Origin of the sequence: Streptomyces tibetensis (genome assembly GCF_007655005.1) — a bacterium.
Classification (GTDB): domain Bacteria; phylum Actinomycetota; class Actinomycetes; order Streptomycetales; family Streptomycetaceae; genus Streptomyces; species Streptomyces tibetensis.
Genome location: NZ_SZVW01000035.1, coordinates 15082 through 36194, shown reverse-complemented (window position 1 = coordinate 36194; position 21113 = coordinate 15082). Strand labels below are relative to the sequence as shown.

Annotated in this window: 21 protein-coding genes; 9 read left to right on the top strand and 12 right to left on the bottom strand. The window is 69.6% G+C overall.

Going from position 1 to position 21113, the window contains the following annotated elements; translation table 11 throughout:
* Positions 1-18 precede the first annotated feature (18 nt).
* Together FDO69_RS39570 and FDO69_RS39565 are read right to left on the bottom strand one after the other, a co-directional pair.
* A complete protein-coding gene (locus FDO69_RS39570; RefSeq protein ID WP_104788755.1) occupies positions 19-1356 on the bottom strand; it encodes a gluconate:H+ symporter in 1338 nt (445 codons plus the stop codon).
* A 310-nt stretch (positions 1357-1666) separates the two neighbouring features.
* Entirely contained in the window at positions 1667-2125 is a 459-nt protein-coding gene (locus tag FDO69_RS39565; RefSeq protein WP_170321012.1) for a PPOX class F420-dependent oxidoreductase, read from the bottom strand.
* Positions 2126-2302: 177 nt separating this feature from the next.
* On the opposite strand from FDO69_RS39565, the gene FDO69_RS39560 reads away from it, so the two are divergent.
* Positions 2303-3055: a helix-turn-helix domain-containing protein gene (locus FDO69_RS39560; protein ID WP_234388302.1), complete on the top strand. Its 753-nt coding sequence runs from the start codon at positions 2303-2305 to the stop codon at positions 3053-3055.
* A 57-nt stretch (positions 3056-3112) separates the two neighbouring features.
* Here FDO69_RS39560 and FDO69_RS39555 read toward each other — a convergent pair whose 3' ends face one another.
* Positions 3113-4138, bottom strand: a complete 1026-nt coding sequence (locus FDO69_RS39555) for an ATP-dependent 6-phosphofructokinase (protein ID WP_053670536.1) — start codon at positions 4136-4138, stop codon at positions 3113-3115.
* Positions 4139-4359: 221 nt separating this feature from the next.
* On the opposite strand from FDO69_RS39555, the gene pta reads away from it, so the two are divergent.
* From pta to pyk, 3 genes are all read left to right on the top strand, one after another.
* The gene (gene pta / locus FDO69_RS39550) at positions 4360-6462 is read left to right on the top strand and encodes a phosphate acetyltransferase (protein WP_104788750.1); all 2103 of its coding nucleotides are present in this window, start codon (positions 4360-4362) and stop codon (positions 6460-6462) included.
* Positions 6459-7673 (top strand): acetate kinase, encoded by a 1215-nt coding sequence (locus FDO69_RS39545; RefSeq protein WP_104788748.1) that lies wholly within the window; start codon positions 6459-6461, stop codon positions 7671-7673. Before pta ends, FDO69_RS39545 begins: the two co-directional genes overlap by 4 nt.
* Positions 7674-7747: 74 nt before the next feature.
* Positions 7748-9175 carry a pyruvate kinase gene (gene pyk / locus FDO69_RS39540; RefSeq protein WP_104788746.1) on the top strand — a complete coding sequence of 476 codons (1428 nt, stop codon included), beginning with the start codon at positions 7748-7750 and terminating at the stop codon, positions 9173-9175.
* A gap of 320 nt (positions 9176-9495) precedes the next feature.
* On the opposite strand, the gene FDO69_RS39535 is transcribed toward pyk, so the two are convergent.
* From FDO69_RS39535 to FDO69_RS39515, 4 genes are all read right to left on the bottom strand, one after another.
* Complete coding sequence (locus FDO69_RS39535) at positions 9496-10758, bottom strand: hypothetical protein (RefSeq protein ID WP_234388301.1); 1263 nt, start codon at positions 10756-10758, stop codon at positions 9496-9498.
* Positions 10759-10849: 91 nt separating this feature from the next.
* Complete coding sequence (locus FDO69_RS39530) at positions 10850-11434, bottom strand: DUF6114 domain-containing protein (protein WP_104788740.1); 585 nt, start codon at positions 11432-11434, stop codon at positions 10850-10852.
* A gap of 190 nt (positions 11435-11624) precedes the next feature.
* Positions 11625-12269, bottom strand: coding sequence for a DUF6230 family protein (locus FDO69_RS39525; protein WP_104788738.1), 645 nt, complete (start codon positions 12267-12269; stop codon positions 11625-11627).
* A 621-nt stretch (positions 12270-12890) separates the two neighbouring features.
* On the bottom strand, positions 12891-13865 hold the full coding sequence (locus FDO69_RS39515; protein WP_167526775.1) for a tetratricopeptide repeat protein: 975 nt from the start codon (positions 13863-13865) through the stop codon (positions 12891-12893).
* Positions 13866-14101: 236 nt separating this feature from the next.
* On the opposite strand from FDO69_RS39515, the gene FDO69_RS39510 reads away from it, so the two are divergent.
* The gene (locus tag FDO69_RS39510; protein ID WP_104788735.1) at positions 14102-14713 is read left to right on the top strand and encodes a TetR/AcrR family transcriptional regulator; all 612 of its coding nucleotides are present in this window, start codon (positions 14102-14104) and stop codon (positions 14711-14713) included.
* Positions 14714-14717: 4 nt separating this feature from the next.
* On the opposite strand, the gene FDO69_RS39505 is transcribed toward FDO69_RS39510, so the two are convergent.
* From FDO69_RS39505 to FDO69_RS39485, 5 genes are all read right to left on the bottom strand, one after another.
* Complete coding sequence (locus tag FDO69_RS39505) at positions 14718-16418, bottom strand: coenzyme B12-dependent isobutyryl-CoA mutase large subunit (RefSeq protein WP_104788732.1); 1701 nt, start codon at positions 16416-16418, stop codon at positions 14718-14720.
* Positions 16419-16530: 112 nt separating this feature from the next.
* Entirely contained in the window at positions 16531-16869 is a 339-nt protein-coding gene (locus FDO69_RS39500; protein ID WP_053670546.1) for a DUF3817 domain-containing protein, read from the bottom strand.
* 43 nt (positions 16870-16912) lie between these two features.
* Complete coding sequence (locus FDO69_RS39495) at positions 16913-17422, bottom strand: MarR family winged helix-turn-helix transcriptional regulator (protein ID WP_104788729.1); 510 nt, start codon at positions 17420-17422, stop codon at positions 16913-16915.
* A gap of 148 nt (positions 17423-17570) precedes the next feature.
* Positions 17571-17864: an MTH1187 family thiamine-binding protein gene (locus FDO69_RS39490; protein ID WP_030854324.1), complete on the bottom strand. Its 294-nt coding sequence runs from the start codon at positions 17862-17864 to the stop codon at positions 17571-17573.
* Positions 17861-18205, bottom strand: a complete 345-nt coding sequence (locus tag FDO69_RS39485) for a DUF3817 domain-containing protein (RefSeq protein WP_104788726.1) — start codon at positions 18203-18205, stop codon at positions 17861-17863. Before FDO69_RS39485 ends, FDO69_RS39490 begins: the two co-directional genes overlap by 4 nt.
* A 231-nt stretch (positions 18206-18436) precedes the next feature.
* Between FDO69_RS39485 and FDO69_RS39480 the strand changes: the two genes are divergently transcribed.
* The 4 genes from FDO69_RS39480 (at position 18437) to FDO69_RS39465 (ending at position 21111) form a co-directional block, all read left to right on the top strand.
* Positions 18437-19069: an AIM24 family protein gene (locus FDO69_RS39480; RefSeq protein ID WP_102911820.1), complete on the top strand. Its 633-nt coding sequence runs from the start codon at positions 18437-18439 to the stop codon at positions 19067-19069.
* A 1-nt stretch (position 19070) separates the two neighbouring features.
* Positions 19071-19721: an AIM24 family protein gene (locus FDO69_RS39475; protein WP_104788723.1), complete on the top strand. Its 651-nt coding sequence runs from the start codon at positions 19071-19073 to the stop codon at positions 19719-19721.
* The gene (locus FDO69_RS39470) at positions 19718-20518 is read left to right on the top strand and encodes an AIM24 family protein (RefSeq protein ID WP_104788721.1); all 801 of its coding nucleotides are present in this window, start codon (positions 19718-19720) and stop codon (positions 20516-20518) included. The genes FDO69_RS39475 and FDO69_RS39470 overlap by 4 nt, the downstream gene beginning before the upstream one ends.
* A 116-nt stretch (positions 20519-20634) precedes the next feature.
* Positions 20635-21111 carry a MarR family winged helix-turn-helix transcriptional regulator gene (locus FDO69_RS39465; RefSeq protein WP_104788719.1) on the top strand — a complete coding sequence of 159 codons (477 nt, stop codon included), beginning with the start codon at positions 20635-20637 and terminating at the stop codon, positions 21109-21111.
* Positions 21112-21113: the final 2 nt, after the last annotated feature.

Below are 21113 nucleotides of genomic sequence, written 5' to 3'. Positions count from 1 at the left end.
CTTTCACGAAGACCCGGTTCACGGACTCAGAACGTCGAGCACCCACTCGACCACCAGCACCCCGCCCAGCCCGAGCACGGCGAGCACCGTCGTGTAGGACGTGCGGACCTTGATCGCCTCGATGACCGACAGGTTGAAGTACTCCTTGAACAGCCAGAACCCGGGGTCGTTCACGTGCGAGAACGCGATGGATCCACAGGCGACGGCCAGCACCATCACCTCCGGGTGGACGCCGCTTCCCGCGAGCAGCGGCAGGGCCACCCCGGAGGCCGTGACGACGGCGACCGTGGCCGAGCCCAGCGCGATGCGCAGGATGACGGCGACGAGCCAGGCGAGGACGATCGGGGAGACGGACCAGCCGTCCGTGGTGTCCTTGATGTACTCGGAGATCCCGCCCTCGACCAGGACGTTCTTGAACGCCCCGCCGGCGCCGATCACCAGCAGGATCATCGCCATCGCCTGAGCCGCCGACGTACAGGACGCCCCGACGTCGCTCAGGCTGCGCCCGATGCGCGGCCCGAACGCCCACACGGCCAGGCACAGCGTCAGCAGCAGCGCGATCGGCGCCGACCCGATGAACGCGACGAGGTGCAGCAGGGGGCTCTCCCCCGACGTGGCCATCTCGGTCACCGCGGCGGCCACGATCAGCACGACGGGGAACAGCGCCACGAACAGCGACAAGCCGAGGCCGGGCATCTCCTCGTCGCCGAACTCGCGGTCGCTGACCAGGCCCTTGGGGATGGACGGCGTCAGCCGCGCGACGAACGGAAGCCGGGGCCAGGTGAGGGCGACGAGGGCGCCGGCGGGGACGGCGACGAACAGACCGTAGAACAGGGTCAGTCCGGCGGAGGCGTGGAAGGTCGCGGCGACGGCGGTGGGCCCGGGGTGCGGGGGCAGGAAACTGTGCATGGTGGACAGGGCGATGGACATCGGCAGGCCGACCCACAGCAGCTTCGCCCCGGTGACCCTGACCAGGGTGAACGCGATGGGCACGATGATGATGAACGCGACCTCGTAGAACATGGTCACGCCGATGAGCATGGCCGTGACCACCATGGCGACCTGGACCCAGCGCGGGCCGAAGGCGTCGAGGAGACGGCCGGCTATGCGCTGGGCGGCGCCCGAGTCGCCCATCACGCGGCCGACCATGGCGCCGAGCCCGATGGTCAGCATGGTGTCGCCGACCTGGTCGCCGATGCCCTCGGAGAGGACGTCCGGGATGGTCGCCACGGGGATGCCCCGCACCAGCGCCACTCCCACCGCCACGAGCAGCAGGGCCGCGAAGCCGTTCAGTCTCAGCCTGGTCATGAGCAGGAGCAGGATCACGACGCTGAGCCCGACGACGAGCAGAGGCAAGGCAGTTCCCCTTTGAACCGGTGTCCCATCCCTGGTGAGGCATCCCCACGCGGCCGTCTCTGTATGCAGATGACGTCCACGTATGGAGATGGAGGCTAAGTGGGTGAACGGGCGGGGTCAATGGGTCGGACGATCACACATGGATCTGGCGATCACACCGAGACCGGCCCGCCGCGCGCCGGAGCGCCCGGCGAGACCTGCTCGCCGGGCGCTCCGGTGATCAAACCATCCGTGGTGAGGGCTCAGCCCGTGGGTGCGCCCGCGGGTACGGGTTCAGCCCCTGCGTGAGGGTTCGGCTTGGGGACGCGGGTCAGCCCGTCGTCCCCTCCGGCAGCACGCCCGCCCGGAACGGCTCGACACCGTCCAGCCTCCGTACCCGCGTCGGCTCGATCAGCAGCATCACCCGGCGCTCGCCCGGCAGCAGCCACGGATACCGGTCTTCCCCGAGATACTTCCGCGCCAGCCGGTCCATCGCCCGCTCCGCCTCCTCGCCCTCCACGAACCGGACGACCCTGCCCCGGATCTCCGCCCGGTCGTACGGGTTCTCGGGGTCGTGATGCGACAGCGAAACGTACGGATTGCGCCGCAGGTTCTCCTCCTTCACCCGCCCCACCGAGGTGTTGACCATGACGTACTCCCCTTCGATGTCCGCCCACATGGGCGACACCTGGGGCGCGCCGTCCGCCCCCACCGTCGCGAGATGCCAGAAGTTCGGCGCGAGAAGACGCTCGCGAATATGCCCGTTGAGCTTGCCGTTCACGTGAGTCACTGCCTTTCCGGGCCCGTGATCATCGGACCCGGCGCCATCCTCGCCGCGCCCGAGCCCCCACCGACAGACGATCTTCAGCCCCGGTCGAACCCGTCGGTAGCCGTAGCTTCCTACAATCCGTGATCCTGGCCGAACTGACCGTAGTCAGCCTCTGCCCGCCGCCCTAGCTTGTGGGCCGTGCGCCGACCTTCAGCCCGACCGAACCGCCCGTCTCCCTCTCCCCCGACGCAGACCGCCCCCACCATCCGGCCGTTCAACGCCCCCGCCGCCCGCCGGCTGCGCGCGGCCCTCGGCATGGCACCCGAGCACGTCGCCCACGGCATGCGCGTCTCGTACGGACATCCCCACATCACGCCGGACCACGTGATGGCCTGGGAACGCGGGGCCACCGCCCCGACCGACTCCGAACTCACCGCGCTCGCGGGCGTGCTGTGGTGCTCGCCCGCCGAACTGATCGGCAAACCGCGCTCCCTGCGCGAACACCGCATCGCCCGCTGCCTCGCCCCGGAGGACGTGGCCCGGGCCGTGGGGCACGACGTACACGCGTATCTGCGCATGGAGGAGACCGACAGCTGGCGCGGCACGGAACGCCAGGCCGCCGCCCTGGCCGATCTGCTCGGGCTCGGGCTGCCCGACCTCGTGACCGTCACGGGCCGAAACGCCAGACTGGGCGAGCTGCTGCGCAGCGCCGCGACGACCCGCTGGCAGGCCTATGCCCGCCCGGTGGCCAAACTCGTGCCCCTGGACCGGCGGTTCCTGGAACACGCCCTGCGCAGCCTGCACGAGGACTACCAGGGCCACATGGCCACCACCCTGAGCTGGGGCGGCGGCAGCGGCGACGCGGGCGACGCCGGCCAGGAGTTCCTCGACCGGATCGTGGAGCACTTCTGGACGAAACTCCGGGAAGACCCCGCCCCGGAAACCGGCTAGAAGGCCGACTCCTCGAAGGCCGACTCCTCAAAGGCCGACTCCTCGAAGACCGATTTCCTAGAAGACCGACTCGGCCTCGTCCATCCGGTCCTTCGGTACCGTCTTCAGCTCGGTCACGGCCTCGGCGAGCGGAACCATCACGATGTCCGTCCCGCGCAGGGCGGTCATCCGGCCGAACCGGCCCTGGTGCGCCGCCTCCACCGCGTGCCAGCCGAACCGCGTGGCGAGCACCCGGTCGTAGGCGGTCGGCACACCACCGCGCTGGACGTGGCCGAGGATGACCGGCTTGGCCTCCTTGCCGAGGCGCCGCTCCAGTTCGTGCGCGAGGGCGGTGCCGATGCCCTGGAAGCGCTCGTGGCCGAACTTGTCTATCGCGCCCTTGTTGTAGTCCATGGAGCCCTCGGCGGGGTGGGCGCCCTCGGCGACGCAGACCACCGCGAACTTCTTGCCGCGGGAGAAGCGCTCCTCGACCATCTTCACGAGGTCGGCCGGGTCGAACGGCCGCTCCGGCAGGCAGATCCCGTGCGCACCGGCCGCCATGCCGGACTCCAGGGCGATCCAGCCGGCGTGCCGGCCCATGACCTCCACCACCATGACCCGCTGGTGGGACTCGGCGGTGGTCTTCAGCCGGTCCATCGCCTCGGTGGCGACGCCCACCGCGGTGTCGAAGCCGAAGGTGCGGTCCGTGGAGGAGATGTCGTTGTCGATCGTCTTCGGGACGCCCACGACGGGCAGGCCCGCGTCGCTGAGCATGCGGGCGGCCGTCAGCGTGCCCTCGCCGCCGATCGGGATCAGCGCGTCGATGCCGAACTGGTGGATCATGTCGGAGGCGTTCTCGCAGGCCTCGCGCAGCCGGTCGCGCTCCAGGCGGGAGGAGCCGAGGATGGTGCCGCCGCGGGCCAGGATGCCGCTGACGGACTCCAGGTCGAGGGAGCGGTAGCGGCCGTCGAGCAGACCCGCGTAGCCGTCCTCGAAGCCGATGACCTCGTCGCCGTAGTTGTCGACCGCCCGGTGCACGACCGACCGGATCACGGCGTTCAGGCCGGGGCAGTCGCCGCCTGCGGTGAGAACTCCGATACGCATCGTGCTGTGTCTCCTGCTCGCTGTTGACACCGGTGAGCCACTGCCGATTGTTTCACGCCCCACAGCCCCCTGTGGAACCCCTACGCTGACGGGCGCCTTATCCAGCGGCAGAGGTATTGTCAAGAGGGTTCTGCTCACCTCGGTGGGCGATTTTTGTGCCCCCTGGCTGGATAGCAGTGGGGCGAGAGAGTACCCCCATCCGAGACGAACGGAGAGCGCGCGTGACCCGCAGCGTGTACGTGACCGGCATCGACCGCGGCGACGGACGCCAGGTCGTCGAACTGGGGGTCATGGAGCTCCTCACCCGGCAGGTCGACCGGGTCGGTGTGTTCCGCCCCCTGGTCCACGACGGGCCCGACCGCCTCTTCGAGCTGCTGCGCGCCCGCTACCGGCTCACCCAGGACCCGGCGACCGTCTACGGCATGGACTACCACGAGGCGTCCGCCCTCCAGGCCGAGGCCGGCACCGACGAGCTGGTGTCCACGCTCGTCGACCGTTTCCACCTGGTCGCCCGGAACTTCGACGTCGTCCTGGTCCTCGGCACCGACTACGCCGGTACCCAGCTCCCGGACGAGCTGTCGCTCAACGCCCGGCTGGCGAACGAGTTCGGCGCGTCCGTGATCCCGGTCGTCGGCGGTCGCAAGCAGACCGTCGAGGCCGTGCTCGCCGAGACGCGCAACGCCTACCGCGCCTACGACACCCTGGGCTGCGACGTGCTGGCCATGGTCACCAACCGGGTGGCCCGCGAGGACCGTGACGAGATCGCCGGCCAGCTCGACTCCCGGCTGCCCGTGCCCTGTTACGTGCTGCCCGACGAGCCCGCGCTGTCCGCGCCGACCGTCTCGCAGATCGGCCACGCCCTGGGCGCCAAGGTGGTGCTGGGCGACGACTCGGGGCTCGCCCGGGACGTGCTCGGCTTTGTCTTCGGCGGCGCGATGCTGCCGAACTTCCTGAGCGCCCTGACCCCGGGCTGCCTCGTGGTCACCCCGGGCGACCGCTCCGACCTGGTCGTCGGCTCGCTCGCCGCGCACAGCGCCGGCACCCCGCCGATAGCGGGCATGCTGCTCACCCTGGACGAGGTGCCCGGCGACCACATCCTCACCCTCGCCGACCGCCTCGCCCCCGGCACCCCGGTGCTGTCGGTGGCGGGCACCAGCTTCCCCACCGCCGAGCAGCTGTTCTCCCTGGAGGGCAAGCTGAACGCGGCCACGCCGCGCAAGGCGGAGCGGGCCCTCGGCCTGTTCGAGCGGTACGCCGACACCGCCGACCTCGCCCGCCGGGTCTCCGCGCCGAGCAGCGACCGCGTCACCCCGATGATGTTCGAGCACAAGCTGCTGGAGCAGGCCCGCTCCGACCTGCGCCGGGTCGTCCTGCCGGAGGGCACCGAGGAGCGGGTGCTGCACGCCGCCGAGGTGCTGCTGCGCCGGGGCGTGTGCGAGCTGACGCTGCTCGGGCCGGTCGACCAGATCCGCAAGAAGGCCGCCGACCTCGGCATCGACCTCGGCGAGTCCCAGCTGATCGACCCGGCGACCTCCGAGCTGCGGGACACCTTCGCCGAGCAGTACGCGGCCCTGCGCGCCCATCGGGGCGTCACCGTCGAGCTGGCCTACGACGTCGTCTCCGACGTGAACTACTTCGGCACGCTGATGGTCCAGGAGGGCCTCGCCGACGGCATGGTGTCGGGCTCGGTGCACTCCACGGCCGCGACCATCCGCCCGGCCTTCGAGATCATCAAGACCAAGCCGGACGCCGACATCGTCTCGTCCGTGTTCTTCATGTGCCTGGCCGACAAGGTCCTCGTCTACGGCGACTGCGCGGTCAACCCGGACCCCAACGCCCAGCAGCTCGCCGACATCGCCATCCAGTCGGCGAGCACGGCCGAGCAGTTCGGCGTGGAGCCGCGGATCGCGATGCTGTCGTACTCCACCGGCACCTCCGGCTCCGGCGCCGACGTCGACAAGGTCCGCGAGGCCACCGAGCTCGTGCGAGCGCGCCGGCCCGACCTGAAGATCGAGGGCCCGATCCAGTACGACGCCGCCGTGGAGCCGTCGGTCGCGGCGACCAAGCTGCCCGGTTCCGAGGTCGCCGGGCAGGCGAGCGTGCTGATCTTCCCCGACCTGAACACCGGCAACAACACCTACAAGGCCGTGCAGCGCTCGGCCGGCGCCATCGCCGTCGGCCCGGTGCTGCAGGGTCTGCGCAAGCCGGTCAACGACCTGTCCCGGGGCGCCCTCGTCCAGGACATCGTCAACACCGTCGCCATCACGGCGATCCAGGCCCAGTCCCCCGCCCCGTCCCCGAGCGAGAAGGCAACCGCCCAGTGAGCCCCACCCGCGTCCTCGTCCTCAACTCCGGTTCCTCCTCCCTGAAGTACCAGCTGCTCGACATGCGCGACAGCAGCCGGCTGGCGGTGGGCCTGGTCGAGCGCATCGGCGAGCGGACCTCCCGTCTGAAGCACACCCCGGCCGGCGGCGAGAGCCGGGAGCGCGGCGGGGCGATCGCCGACCACGACGCCGCCCTGAAGGCCGTGGCCGAGGAGCTCGCGAAGGACGGTCTCGGCCTGGACTCTCCCGAACTGGCCGCGATCGGCCACCGGGTGGTGCACGGCGGGAAGCACTTCACCGAGCCGACCGTCGTCGACGACGCCGTGCTCGCCGAGATCGAGCGGCTCATCCCGGTGGCGCCGCTGCACAACCCGGCCAACCTCACCGGGATCCGCACGGCGCAGGCGCTGCGGCCCGACCTGCCGCAGGTCGCCGTCTTCGACACCGCGTTCCACACGACGATGCCGGAGTCGGCCGCCCGCTACGCGATCGACGTCGAGACCGCCGACGAGCACCGTATCCGCCGCTACGGCTTCCACGGCACCTCCCACGCCTACGTCTCCCGGGCCACCGCCGGGCTGCTGGGCAAGGACCCCGCCGAGACGAACGTGATCGTGCTGCACCTGGGCAACGGGGCGTCCGCCTCGGCCGTGCGGGGCGGCCGCTGCGTGGACACCTCCATGGGACTGACGCCTTTGGAGGGGCTCGTGATGGGTACGCGCTCCGGAGACATCGACCCGGCCGTCATCTTCCATTTGATGCGTGTTGGTGGAATGTCCGCCGACGAGATCGACACTCTTCTCAACAAGAAGAGCGGCCTGATCGGTCTGTGCGGCGACAACGACATGCGGGAGATCCGTCGTCGCGTCGACGAGGGCGACGAGCAGGCGGAGCTGGCGTTCGACATCTACATTCACCGCCTGAAGAAGTACATCGGCGCCTATTACGCCGTACTCGGACGGGTGGACGCGGTCGCCTTCACCGCCGGTGTGGGCGAGAACGCGGCTCCTGTGCGGGCCGCCGCGCTGGCGGGCCTGGAGGAGCTGGGGCTGGCCGTGGACGGCGAGCGCAACGCCGTGCGCGGTGACGAGGCGCGGCTGATCTCGCCCGAGGGAGCCCGGGTCGCGGTGGCGGTGGTACCTACTGACGAGGAATTGGAGATCGCGACACAGACCTACGCGCTGGTAATTGGTTCGGGGAATCACACCTGAGCGGCATCCCGCCCTTTTGTATTTTCCGCCAGACGGAATATTCCCTTGCGAAACAAACCGATAGGATCGCCCCCATGCGCCGTTCGAAAATCGTCTGTACTCTCGGCCCCGCGGTCGACTCCCACGATCAGCTTGTCGCGTTGATCGAAGCCGGCATGAACGTGGCCCGCTTCAACTTCAGCCACGGCTCGCACGCCGAGCACCAGGGCCGGTACGACCGGGTCCGTGCCGCCGCCAAGGAGACCGGCCGGGCCATCGGTGTCCTCGCCGACCTCCAGGGCCCGAAGATCCGCCTGGAGACCTTCGCCGAGGGTCCCGTGGAGCTGGTGCGCGGTGACGAGTTCACCATCACCACCGAGGACGTCCCGGGCGACAAGACGATCTGCGGGACGACCTACAAGGGTCTGCCCGGCGATGTCACCAAGGGCGACCAGGTCCTCATCAACGACGGCAACGTCGAACTGAAGGTCACCGAGGTCGAGGGCCCCAAGGTCAGGACGATCGTCATCGAGGGCGGCGTCATCTCCGACCACAAGGGCATCAACCTGCCCGGCGCGGCCGTCAACGTGCCCGCCCTGTCCGAGAAGGACATCGAGGACCTCCGCTTCGCCCTCCGCATGGGCTGCGACCTGGTGGCGCTGTCCTTCGTCCGGGACGCCAAGGACGTCCAGGACGTGCACCGCATCATGGACGAGGAGGGCCGCCGCGTCCCCGTCATCGCCAAGGTGGAGAAGCCGCAGGCGGTGCAGAACATGGAGGACGTCGTGATGGCGTTCGACGGTGTGATGGTCGCCCGCGGTGACCTGGCCGTCGAGTACCCGCTCGAGAAGGTCCCCATGGTGCAGAAGCGCCTGATCGAGCTGTGCCGGCGCAACGCCAAGCCGGTGATCGTGGCGACCCAGATGATGGAGTCGATGATCACCAACTCCCGTCCGACCCGCGCCGAGGCCTCCGACGTGGCCAACGCGATCCTGGACGGCGCCGACGCGGTCATGCTGTCCGCCGAGTCCAGCGTGGGCGCGTACCCGATCGAGACCGTGAAGACGATGTCGAAGATCGTCGCCGCGGCCGAGCAGGAGCTGATGTCCAAGGGCCTGCAGCCGCTGGTGCCGGGCAAGAAGCCGCGCACGCAGGGCGGTTCGGTGGCCCGGGCCGCGTGCGAGATCGCCGACTTCCTCGGCGGCCGGGGCCTGGTGGCCTTCACCCAGTCCGGCGACACCGCCCGCCGCCTGTCCCGCTACCGGGCGCAGCAGCCGATCATCGCCTTCACCACCGACGAGGGCACCCGCAACCAGATGGCGCTGAGCTGGGGCGTGGAGCCGTACGTGGTGCCGTTCGTGAACAGCACGGACGAGATGGTCGACCTGGTGGAGCAGGAGCTGGTCAAGCTCAACCGCTTCAACCCGGGCGACATCGTGGTCATCACGGCCGGTTCGCCCCCCGGTGTCCCCGGCACGACCAACATGGTCCGCGTCCACCATCTGGGCGGCACGAACAGCTGACCGAGGAAGACCTCGGCCCACACGACTGAGGGCGCCCCTGCCAACAGGGGGCGCCCTCAGCGGCGTTCATCCATGTCCGCCTGCTCTCTTCCTGGCTCACCATTCGACCAGCAGACAGGCGACGACATACGAAGAGCCCTGCGCTCACGGGGGTTGGGCGGCACCGCACTGGTGGCGGCCTCAGCGGGACTGATGGGGCTGGTGTACGCGACGCCGGCCCGGGCGGACGATCCGTCAGCCACAGCTCCCGACGACGGCTGTGCCCCGCCGGGTCTCCACCCGGCGGGGCACAGCTTTCGCGGCTCCCGGAGAAGACCGGCTCAGCCGGTCACGTACTGATGCAGCCCCGGCACCGTCAGCGTGCCGCCGAACTGGCCGGCCTGGACGACCTTCACGTTGGTGAAGTAGATCAGCGGGATGTTCAGGGGCGGCGGGTGCTCCGGGTCGAACGTGACCGGGATCAGACCGAGCAGGTTGCCCGAGATCTTCTCCGTGTACATCACCGTCTTGCCGTCGGTGATCGTGGACGTCGACCCCTTCGCCGCCTGCACGTGGTGGGTCTTGCCGGACTGCTTGTCCGTGACGAGCTGGTGCAGGTCCCCGATGTCGGTCCCGTCGTTGATGACGTACTTCAGGACCTTCTTGGTGGCGCCGCTCGCGGTCTTCACCTCGACGATGCCCTGGTAGTCGGCACCCTTCAGCGTCAGCGAGCTGGCCTCCAGGCGCCAGGGCTCGTCGGGCACGAGGAGCTCGTTGTCCACCCCGCCCTCGGCGTCCGTGGCGGCCGGGCAGTCCTCGGGATCCACGGAGGGGCTCGCGGACGGGCTGGGGGAGGCGGTGGCCTTCCCTGCCGCGTCCTCGGCCGCGTCGGCCGCCTTCTCGGCGGCCTCGGTCGCGTCCCCGGCCGTCTTCGACGCCTTGTCCGTCGTGTCCTTGACGGTGTCCTCGACCGTGTCGGTCGTCTTCTTGACGGCGTCGGACGCGTCGTCCTTGCCCGTGTCCGAGGACGTCTCGGTGCCCTCGGTCTCGGTGCCCTCGGCCTTGCTGGTGTCGCCGGACGGCGAGGCGGACGCGGAGGGCGTGGGGCTCGGGCTCTCGGTGGACTTGCCGCCCGTGAGGATGCCGCCGATCGCATCGCCGATGTCCTCGAGGATGTTGCCGCCGCTCTTGGACGGCGACGGGCTGGGCGTCGCCTCGTCGTCCTCGCCCGACGCGCTCTCGGACGCCGAAGGAGCCGGGGTGGGCTCGGTCTTGTCGCCCTTGTCGTCGGAACCTGAATCCGACGAAGAGGACGAGCCGTCCTTGTCCGCATGCGCGTCCGAGCCGGCGGACGCCGAGGGAGTCGGCTCGGCCGTGCCCTTGTCCTCGTCGCCCGCGGCCTCGCTCTCGCTCGGCGAGGGCGACGGGGAGGCGCCGTCCTTGTCGTCCTCCAGCGCCGCGAGGCAGTTCTTGTACTCGTCGGCCTTCAGGCTGTTGGAGGTCGACGGCTGCTCGTCGGCGAGGGCGAGCGTCGGGGTGAAGCCCATGCCCATGAGGACCGCGGTGGGCATCGCCGCCATGGCTATCGCCTTGCCGGCCGGCATCTGGAACCGGGTGAAGAGCGGCTTCTTGGGAGCCGCGTGACGTGGCCCCGTTCTCCCCTTCGTCTGGGTGGCGGGAGAACCGTCGCGAGGGTCAGCCGACACGGTACCCCCCGTTGTGGGCCTCGGACCGGACGCCGTCCGCGGGGCCGCCGTCGCCGGTCCCGTACGGCGGGTGCGTCCCGCCCGTCTCACCGGCCGGGCTCTCGGGAGAGGGCTCCACGGCTCCTTCTCCCTTCGGTCCCTTACCGGCCGCCCGACGTCCCTTCCCCGTGTCCTGCGACTTGCCCGGCACCCAGGCGACGGCGAGAGCGCCGCCGAGCATGGCCAGCAGGAAGCCGATGAGGAAGCCTCCGATGTTGGAGACCACCAGCGACACCAGGGCGAGGATGATCGCCGCGACACCGGCGAAGACACGCGTCGCCTGCTGGAACCACATGGTCAGACCCAGTGTGATCAGCAGGACCCCGATGATGAGGGAGCCGGCACCCGCGGTGGTCGCCATGGTGAGCGACATGGTGCCCAACTTGAGGGTGGCGTAGGGGAAGTAGGCGATCGGCACCCCGCCGAGGATGGTGAACAGGCCTGCCCAGAACGGCCGGGTACCCCGCCAGTCACGGAATCGCCGACGCAACCGGGCGAAAGTCCCGGCGCTCTGGACCGGAGTCTCGGCACTCATGGAAAACAGCTCCCTCGGTCCGATGGAGGTACGTACCGGCTCGGCCGTAGGCGTGTGGAGAAGCCGGAAAGTTTAAGTCTGTGTGGTGGCCCGGTACAGGGCCGGGCCCGAGGGGCGGGGAAGCGACGGCCTCCCCGCCCCTCGAAGGGGGCGGGTCAGCCGCCCCCGGACACCCGTGGGACGGAGGCTGTCAGTAGCACTCCATGCCCTTGTCCGTGCCGAGCTTCATCGACAGGCCGCTCAGCTTGAACGTGCCGGCCGTGGTCGCCCACGCCGTCTGCTTGACGCCGTAGAGGTCGGCCGACTCGGCCTGCTGGGCGAACCCGCCCGGCAGCGTGGTCTTCGTGTCCTTGACCGCAGGACCACGGGTCTTGTCCTTGACCGCGACACCGATGTCGATGTTCTTGAACTCCGCATCGGCGTCGAGCTGCGCGACGTCGATGTAGAGGTTCTCCGCCTTGACCGGCTTCTTGGCGTCGTTCCCCGCCTCAAGACGGAGGTAGACCGTCTTGCCTATGAGGGGGATCGGCGTCGCGACCGACTGGCACATCTTGCTGATCGTCGCGTCGTCGAACGACGAGATCGCGACGGGCACCGGCGTCTTCTTGTCACCGTCGGTCGAGGTGTAGACGCTGTCGATTCCGCCGTACTGAGCGAAACCCTCACCGTGCAGGTGACTGGCCGACACCTTGAACTGCTGGCCGGAGACGCTGAACGACGCGGCCAGCGCACCCTGCGCGAGTCCTACACCCACACATGCCGCAGCGGCGACGCTGGGCACCATGACCACAGCGAACCGCTTCCATCTGGTCCCGCCACGCACCTGGGACTCCATATTTCCTCCTTCTCGGACGTACATCTCCTGTCCTGGCTCGCCCCGATTGGCGGCTCAGCCGGGCAGGGATGGGAGAAGTGCTACGTCCTCGGGAAGGAGAGCGCCTGCACTCGGCGGCGCAACTGCGCCCGAATCACCGGCGATCACCCCCGAGCGACAACCACTGGTCGCGCCTGACACGCATCACGCACAACCCTGCTGGACAGGCTTCGCCCGAAGGGCGAAGACCCCCCTGTCCAAGAGCCGGCGCCACTGCCGCCGGCTCTGCTCGGTGGGGACCCAGGTTGTCCCGCGACCCAACCGGCTGCCGGGGTACGGGAATGGACCGAGCGTGGCTGATCGTGGTGCATTCTCGCCGCCCGCACAAGGGGGTTCGTTACTCGCTAGTAACGGCCGGATAACCGAACAACGACCCATCGGTCTCGGACGACAACTGAGGGTGGCGCCGGACGGCGGTACAAAGCTGTTGATCGATGGACAGAATCCGACAGATCAACGCCCGCGACTTACTCCTAGTAACAGCGGCCGCGATTACCAAGTTTTGGTAAAACGCGGCCGCAGTGACCCTCCGTGGGCGAACTTTTCACGCGGGCACCACATGCCCGCGTGTTTAACGACTGGTCAGAACAGGGCGCGCGCCAGGGCCCTACGGGCCGCGATCACGCGGGGATCGTCGGGCCCGACGACCTCGAACAGCTCCAGCACCCGCATCCGCACCGTGTCCCGGTCGTCACCCACCGTGCGCTGCACGGTCTCGATGAGCCGGCCGAACGCGTCCTCGACGTGGCCACCCACCAGATCCAGATCGGCGGCGGCGATCTGCGCCTGCACATCGGACGGCTTGTCGGCCGCGTCCCGGCGCACCTGCTGCGGGTCGACGCCCTGCACCCGCTGGAGCAACTCGGCCTGCGCGAGACCCAGTTTGGCCTCCTCGTTGCCCGGGTCCTCGTTCAGCACGTTCTTGTACGCCTGGACGGCACCGGACAGATCGCCCGAATCCAGCGCCTGCACCGCGGCTTCGAGGAGCCCGTCGTGCGGGCCGGCCAGCCGCTCGGGAGCCTCCGGGGCACCGCCCGGCACGGCCTCGGGGTCGACGGTGAGACCGGTCAGGCCGAAGCGCTGCTCGCCGACCTGCACCAACTGGTCGAGGGTCTGCCGGATCTGCGCCTCGCCCGCCGCTCCCTGGAAGAGCGGCAGCGCCTGCCCCGCGACGACCGCGAACACCGCGGGGATTCCCTGGATGCCGAACTGCTGCATCAGCATCTGGTTGGCGTCGACGTCGACCTTGGCGAGCAGGAAGCGGCCGTTGTACTCGACGGCCAGCCGCTCCAGGACCGGGCTGAGCTGCTTGCAGGGCTCGCACCACTCGGCCCAGAAGTCGATGACTACGGGGACCTCGGCGGAACGCTGCAGGACGTCCCTCTCGAACCCCGCCTCATCGACGTCGATGACGAGATCGGCCGGGGAGATCGCCCCCGTCCCGCCCTCCCGGGCTGCTTGCGCGCGCGCCTGCTCCGCCTTCGCCTTGGCCTCCTGGGCCGCCTTCACCGCGGCGAGGTCGACGACTCCGCTCATGGACATGTTCCGTGGCTGCATGCGCCTATCCTCCCCCGTACTGCGCGCGCGTGTGAAAAGCGGTGTGAAAGCAAGGCCGGTCCGTGCCTTTCGGCGCCGGGTCCCCACCCCACGCCGGGTGTACCGAGGCCCGTGTACGTCCCTCACGGGCTTTCGCTACGAGTCGTAGCGTAATGCCCCACCGCACCGCCGGGACACCACCCCCCGGTGATCTCCCTCACGGCGCCCGGTGGGAACCGCCGGTTTATGGTCGGAAGATGCAGAGCCGCAGCCCAGCCAGCCGCACCGGGCGACCGCGCAGCGCGACGGCGGACGCCGCGATCCTGGCCGCGACGCGCGAGGCGCTCGTGGAACTGGGCTGGTCCAAGCTCACCCTCGGAGACGTCGCGACGCGCGCCGGGGTTGCGAAAACCACGCTCTACCGCCGCTGGGCGGGCAAGAACGAACTGGTCGTCGACGCGGTCGCGGAACTCTTCGACGAGCTGGAACTCCCCGACCGCGGCTCCCTGGCCGCCGACATCGAGGGTGTGGTCCTGCAGTTCGCCACGATCCTGGCCCTTCCGGAGGCGAAGAGCGGCCTCATGGCGGTGGTGGCGGAAGCCACCCGCGACGAGGCACTGCGCGAACGCATCCGGGCCTCGGTCGTCGACCACCAGAAGCGCCTGGTCGTGGAGGGCCGCACCCGGGCCCAGGCCCGGGGCGAACTCCCCCCGGAGCCGGACCCCGCCTCGGCCGACCGCACGGTGGACCTGATCTTCGACATGGTGGCGGGTGCGGTGGTCCACCGCACCCTGGTGAGCGCGGAACCGGCGGACGAGGAGTGGGTCAGAAGCTTCACCAGGGTGCTGCTGCACGGGCTGGGGACGTAGCCCCTCAGAAGCCGGCCGGCTCCGTGTACACCCCCCACTCGTCCCGCAGCACGCCGCAGATCTCCCCGAGCGTGGCCTCCGCCCGTACCGCGTCCAGCATCGGCTCGATCATGTTGGCGCCGCTGCGGGCGGCGGCCAGCATGGCGTCGAGGGCGGTGCGCACGGCGGCGTCGTCACGGGCCGTCCTGCGCCCGCCGAGCGCCCGGACCTGCTCGCGCTCCACCTCGTGGCTGACCCGCAGGATCTCCAGGTCCCCGGTGACCGACCCGTCGTGACAGTTCACGCCGACGACCCTCTTGTCGCCCTTCTCCAGCGCCTGCTGATACCGGAACGCCGACTCGGCGATCTCCCCGGTGAACCAGCCGTCCTCGATGCCGCGCAGGATCCCGGAGGTGATCGGGCCGATCGGGTGCTGCCCGTCGGGGTGCGCCCGCAGACCGCGCTCCTTGATCTGGTCGAAGATCTTCTCCGCGTCCGCCTCGATGCGGTCGGTCAGCTGCTCCACGTACCAGGAACCGCCCAGCGGGTCGGCCACGTTGGCGACGCCGGTCTCCTCCATCAGCACCTGCTGCGTGCGCAGCGCGATCTCCGCGGCCTGCTCGCTCGGCAGGGCGAGGGTCTCGTCGAGCGCGTTGGTGTGCAGCGAGTTCGTCCCGCCGAGCACGGCCGCCAGTGCCTCCACGGCCGTCCGCACGACGTTGTTGTACGGCTGCTGCGCGGTGAGGGAGACCCCCGCGGTCTGCGTGTGGAAGCGGAGCCACTGGGCCTTCTCGGACTTGGCGCCGTAGACGTCACGCATCCAGCGGGCCCAGATCCGCCGGGCCGCGCGGAACTTGGCGATCTCCTCGAAGAAGTCGACGTGCGCGTCGAAGAAGAACGACAGGCCGGGGGCGAAGACGTCCACGTCCAGCCCGCGCGACAGGCCCAGTTCGACGTACCCGAAGCCGTCCGCCAGGGTGTACGCCAGCTCCTGCGCGGCCGTCGAGCCGGCCTCGCGGATGTGGTAGCCGGAGACGGACAGCGGCTTGTAGGCGGGGATGCCGGCCGCGCAGTACTCCATGAGGTCGCCGATGAGCCGCAGATGCGGCTCGGGCTGGAAGAGCCACTCCTTCTGGGCGATGTACTCCTTGAAGATGTCCGTCTGGAGCGTGCCGTTGAGGACGGACGGGTCGACGCCCTGCCGTTCGGCGGCGACCAGGTACATGCAGAAGACGGGGACGGCCGGGCCGCTGATGGTCATCGACGTCGTGACGTCGCCGAGCGGGATGTCCTTGAACAGGACCTCCATGTCGGCCGCCGAGTCGATGGCGACCCCGCAGTGCCCGACCTCGCCGAGCGAGCGCGGGTCGTCGGAGTCGCGGCCCATGAGGGTGGGCATGTCGAAGGCGACGGAGAGCCCGCCTCCGCCGTTGCGGAGGATCATCTTGTAGCGCTCGTTGGTCTGCTCGGCGTTGCCGAACCCGGCGAACTGCCGGATGGTCCACGTCCGCCCCCGGTAGCCGGTCGCGTACAGACCGCGGGTGAAGGGGTACTCCCCCGGCCAGCCGATCCGGTCGAACCCCTCGTAGGTGTCACCGGGCCGCGGCCCGTACACCGGCTCCACGGCGTCGCCGGAGAGCGTGGTGAAGTCGGCCTCGCGCTTGCGCGCGGCGTCGTACCTGGCCTGCCAGCGGCGGCGGCCCTCGTCGATGGCGTCAGCGTCCATACCCTCGAATTTACTTGGACGTCCTAGTAAATGTCGATGGCTGAGGGGAGTGACCTGGCGAACGGGTGAGAACGACCGCCGCACGCGCGCGTGCGGCGGGCCCGGAGCGCGCCTAGGCCTTGACCGGCGCGGGCGCGTCCTCGGCGAGCTTGCCCTCCAGCTCGTGGCTGATCCTGCGCTCGACGAAGAACGCGGCCGTGGGGATCGTGCCGGCCAGCAGCACCCACAGCTGCTTCTTGACCGGCCACTTCGCCTTGGAACCGAGGTCGAAGGCGAAGATCAGGTACACGACGTACAGCCAGCCGTGCGCGATGCTGACCACCTGGGTGAAATCAGCCGCGCCGCCCAGGTCCAGGACGTACTTGCCGATCATGCCCAGGGTCAGCGCGACGAGCAGCACACCGGTGACGTAGGCCATGACCCGATAGCGGGTCAGCACGCTCTTCTTCATGCCGTCGAGCGTAACGACCCGTTCCGGGAGATCTTGCCCCGGGTCACTCCTCCTCGAAGTCGCCCGCCGAGACGCGCAGCGGCCGCAGCATCGCGAAGATCTCCGCGCATTCCTCGGCGTCGTACGCCCCGAGCCCGAAGTCCATCGCCATCAGGTCGCGGGTGGCCGACTCGACGACCTCGCGGCCCTTGTCGGTGATGCTGGCGAGGGTGCCCCGGCCGTCGTTCGGGTTGGGCCGCTTGGCGACCAGACCCGACTTCACCAGCCGGTCCACGGTGTTCGTCACGGAGGTGGGGTGCACCATGAGCCGCTCGCCGATCTTGGACATCGGCAGCTCGCCCGACTTGGAGAAGGTGAGCAGCACCAGCGCCTCGTAGCGCGCGAACGTCAGCCCGTACGGCCTGACCACCGCGTCGACCTCGGCGAGAAGGATCTGCTGGGCGCGCATGATCGAGGTGATCGCCGCCATGGACGGCACGTTCCCCCAGCGCTGCTTCCAGCGTTCGTCGGCACGCGCGATCGGATCGAAGGAGAGACTGAGCGGCTTCGGCACGAACCCGACCTTACCGGCCGGTCACATGGTGGTCAGCACCGTCTCGCCCTTCGGGCGCGGGCATCGGTTCCGGTGCGCGGGCCGCCGCCGGCGACGAGAACCCCGGCCCTGATGGGCCGGGGTTCTCGGAACGGCTCGGGCGGAACCGCTACTCGGCGAGGTGCCGCTCCACTGTCTCCACCTTTGACGTGAGTCCGTCCGTCACACCGGGGCGGATGTCCGCCTTGAGGACGAGGGAGACCCGGGGCGCGCGGCGCTCGACCGCGGCGACCGCGCGCCGGACGACGTCCATGACCTCGTCCCACTCCCCTTCGACGGAGGTGAACATCGCGTCGGTGCGGTTCGGCAGCCCCGACTCACGCACCACCCGTACGGCGTCGGCGACATACTCCCCCACGTCCTCGCCGACCCCGAGCGGCGTCACGGAGAAGGCGACGATCATGCGCCCACCACTCCCTCCTGGCGCGCGCGGGAGGCGATGACCGCGTCCTCGGCCTCACGCCGGAGCCTGCGCTCGGCGAAGAACCCGCCGGCGGGCAGCACCGAGAGGACGAAGTACAGCGCGGCGGTCTTCAGCGACCACTTCGCACGGTTCCACGCGTCGGCCCAGAAGATCACGTACAGGACGAACAGCACCCCATGCACCATGCCCATCACCGGCACGGCGTTGAAGTCCGTGGTCCGCTTGAGCACCGAGCAGACCAGCAGGAGGAGGAAGGAGATCGCCTCGGGGGCCGAGACCAGGCGGAGGCGGCGGATGGCGGTGGCGGTCTTGAGGTCCACGGGTCACCTTCGGTGGGAGTTACGCGACGGCGGTCTGGTCGATCGATACGGCTGGCACGGGTCCGACGGTTTGTGAACGCGCGCACAAGCGTCCCGCCCATTGTGGCAAACCCCCGCGGGCCCTCCGGCCGGGGGGCCGTCCCCGGCCCCCTAGGGGTGTGATCAGGGTCGTTCTCCACCCACGGGCCCTGTCCGTGGGGCCCGGCCTGCCGATACCTTCCAGTCGTGGCGATGTTCCGACTTCAGAGCAGCAAGGTGCTCGCCGTCGACATGACCGGAGACGCCGTCAAGGCGAAGAACGGCTCGATGGTCGCGTACGACGGGGAGATGGCCTTCAAGAAGCTCAGCGGCGGCGGCGAGGGGATCCGGGGAATGGTGACCCGGCGGCTGACCGGCGAGCAGATGACGTTGATGGAGGTGAAGGGGCGCGGGACCTGCTGGTTCGCGGACCGCGCCTCCGAGATAAACCTGGTCAGCGTCCAGGGCGACAAGCTCTACGTCGAGTCGAGCAACCTGCTCGCGACCGACGGCGGGCTGCGCACGGGCACCGAGTTCACCGGCCTGCGCGGCGCCTCGCAGGGCAACGGGCTGTTCACGACGACCGTCGAGGGCCACGGCCAGGCGGCGATCATGTCGGACGGCCCGGCGGTGGTGCTGCGGGTGAGCGCGCAGTACCCGCTGACCGTCGACCCTGGGGCGTACGTGGCGCACCAGGGGAATCTGCGGCAGTCCTTCCAGTCCGGTGTGACGTTCCGCACGCTGCTCGGGGAGGGCGGCGGCGAGGCGTTCCAGATGCGGTTCGAGGGGGACGGGCTGGTGTACGTGCAGCCGAGCGAGCGGAACACGATCGCGGGGGACGTGTGACATGGCCTTCCGGGAGATCAACGGAAAGATGGTCGAGGCGACGGTCGCTCCGGGGCAGCGGCTGTTCAGTCAGCGCGGGGCGATGCTCGCGTACAAGGGCGAGGTGTCGTTCACGCCCAACATGGCGGGCGGCCAGGGCGGGATCATGTCGATGATCGGCCGCCGGGTGGCGAACGAGGACACCCCCCTGATGTCCGTGGAGGGCAGCGGCACGGTCCTCTTCGGGCACGGCGGGCACCACGTCCAGGTGATCCGGCTCTCCGGCGACACCCTCTGCGTGGAGGCGGACCGTCTCCTGGCCTTCGAGGGCACGCTCCAGCAGGGCACGATGTTCCTGGGCTCGCAGGGCGGCGTCATGGGCATGGTGCGGGGCCAGGTCAGCGGCCAGGGGCTGTTCACGACGACGCTGAAGGGGCACGGGGCCGTCGCGGTCATGGCCCACGGCGGCGTCATCGAGATCCCGATCAGCCCCCAGCGGCCGGTCCATGTGGACCCGCAGGCCTACGTCGCCCACCACGGCGACGTCCGCAACAAGCTGTCCACGGCGCTCGGCTGGCGGGACATGGTGGGCCGCGGCTCGGGCGAGGCCTTCCAGCTGGAGCTCAGCGGCAGCGGTGCGGTGTACGTCCAGGCGTCGGAGGAGAAGCTGTGAGCACGTACGGAACCCCGGGCGCCGGCCCCGTGGTCTTCGACCCGGCGACGCTGCCCGCGGACGACAACGTCAATCCCTACACCTTCTGCGTGGAGCTCAAGGGGAGCCAGTGGTTCCTGCAGAAGGGGAAGATGATCGCCTACTACGGCTCGATCGACTTCAACGGCGTCGGACACGGCCGGCTGGACCGTCTCGTGCGCACCTCGTTCCATTCGCCACTGCACGCGAGCGACTGGGTCGTGGCGGAGGGCTCGGGCAAGATGCTCCTCGCCGACCGGGCCTTCGACGTCAATTCGTACGACCTCGAAGACGGCAATCTGACCATTCGCTCGGGCAACCTGCTCGCTTTTCAGCCAACTCTGGCACTGAAGCAATCAATCGTGCCGGGTTTTCTGACCCTCATCGGAACCGGAAAGTTCGTGGCCGCGTCGAACGGACCGGTGGTGTTCATGGACCCCCCGATCCGGGTCGACCCGCAGGCCCTGGTCGGCTGGGCCGACTGCCCCTCCCCGTGCCACCACTACGACCATGGGTACATGACCGGCGTCATGGGCGGTCTACGTGCGCTGACGGGCCTCGGAGGCGCCTCCGGTGAGGAGCACCAGTTCGAGTTCGTGGGCGCCGGGACGGTGCTGCTCCAGTCGTCCGAGACACTGATGGCCGAGCAGGCCACGGGGGCCGTTCCGCACCAGGCCGGTGTGCCCGGCGGCGGGGCACACAGCCCCCAGGCGGGGCAGCCGGGCGTACCGCGTCTTCCCGGACAGCTGGGCGACCTCCAGCGTCGCTTCGGGCTGTGAGCGGTAGTCTGCGGAGTGTGACATCGAACGCCTACGCACCCATGTTCGGCAGGTGTGCGCTGTCACACGAAAACCCTCACTAGTTCGCCTTTCAACTTTTTAGGTAGACTTCATTCATGGAGACCGAGACGGCCACCCGCTGGCTGACCGATGCGGAGCAGTGCGCCTGGCGCACCCACCTGGAGGTCAACAGGCTGTTGACGTACCAGCTCGAGAAGGACCTGCAGCCGTTCGGCCTGACAATGAACGACTACGAGATCCTGGTGAATCTCTCCGAGTCCCCGGACCAGAGGATGCGGATGAGCGACCTCGCCTCCGCGACCCTCCAGTCCAAGAGCCGCCTCTCGCACCAGATCACGCGCATGGAGAACGCGAACCTGGTCCGGCGGGAGAACTGCGAGTCGGACCGCCGGGGCCTCTACGCGGTCCTGACCGACCACGGCACGGCGACGATGCAGAAGGTCGCGCCCCACCATGTGGCGTCCGTGCGCAGGCACTTCATCGACCTGCTGTCCCCCGAGGCCCTGACCGAGCTCGACAAGGGCCTCAAGCCCATCGCGGAGCACCTGCGCGGCCACCGCGGGCGCCCGTAACC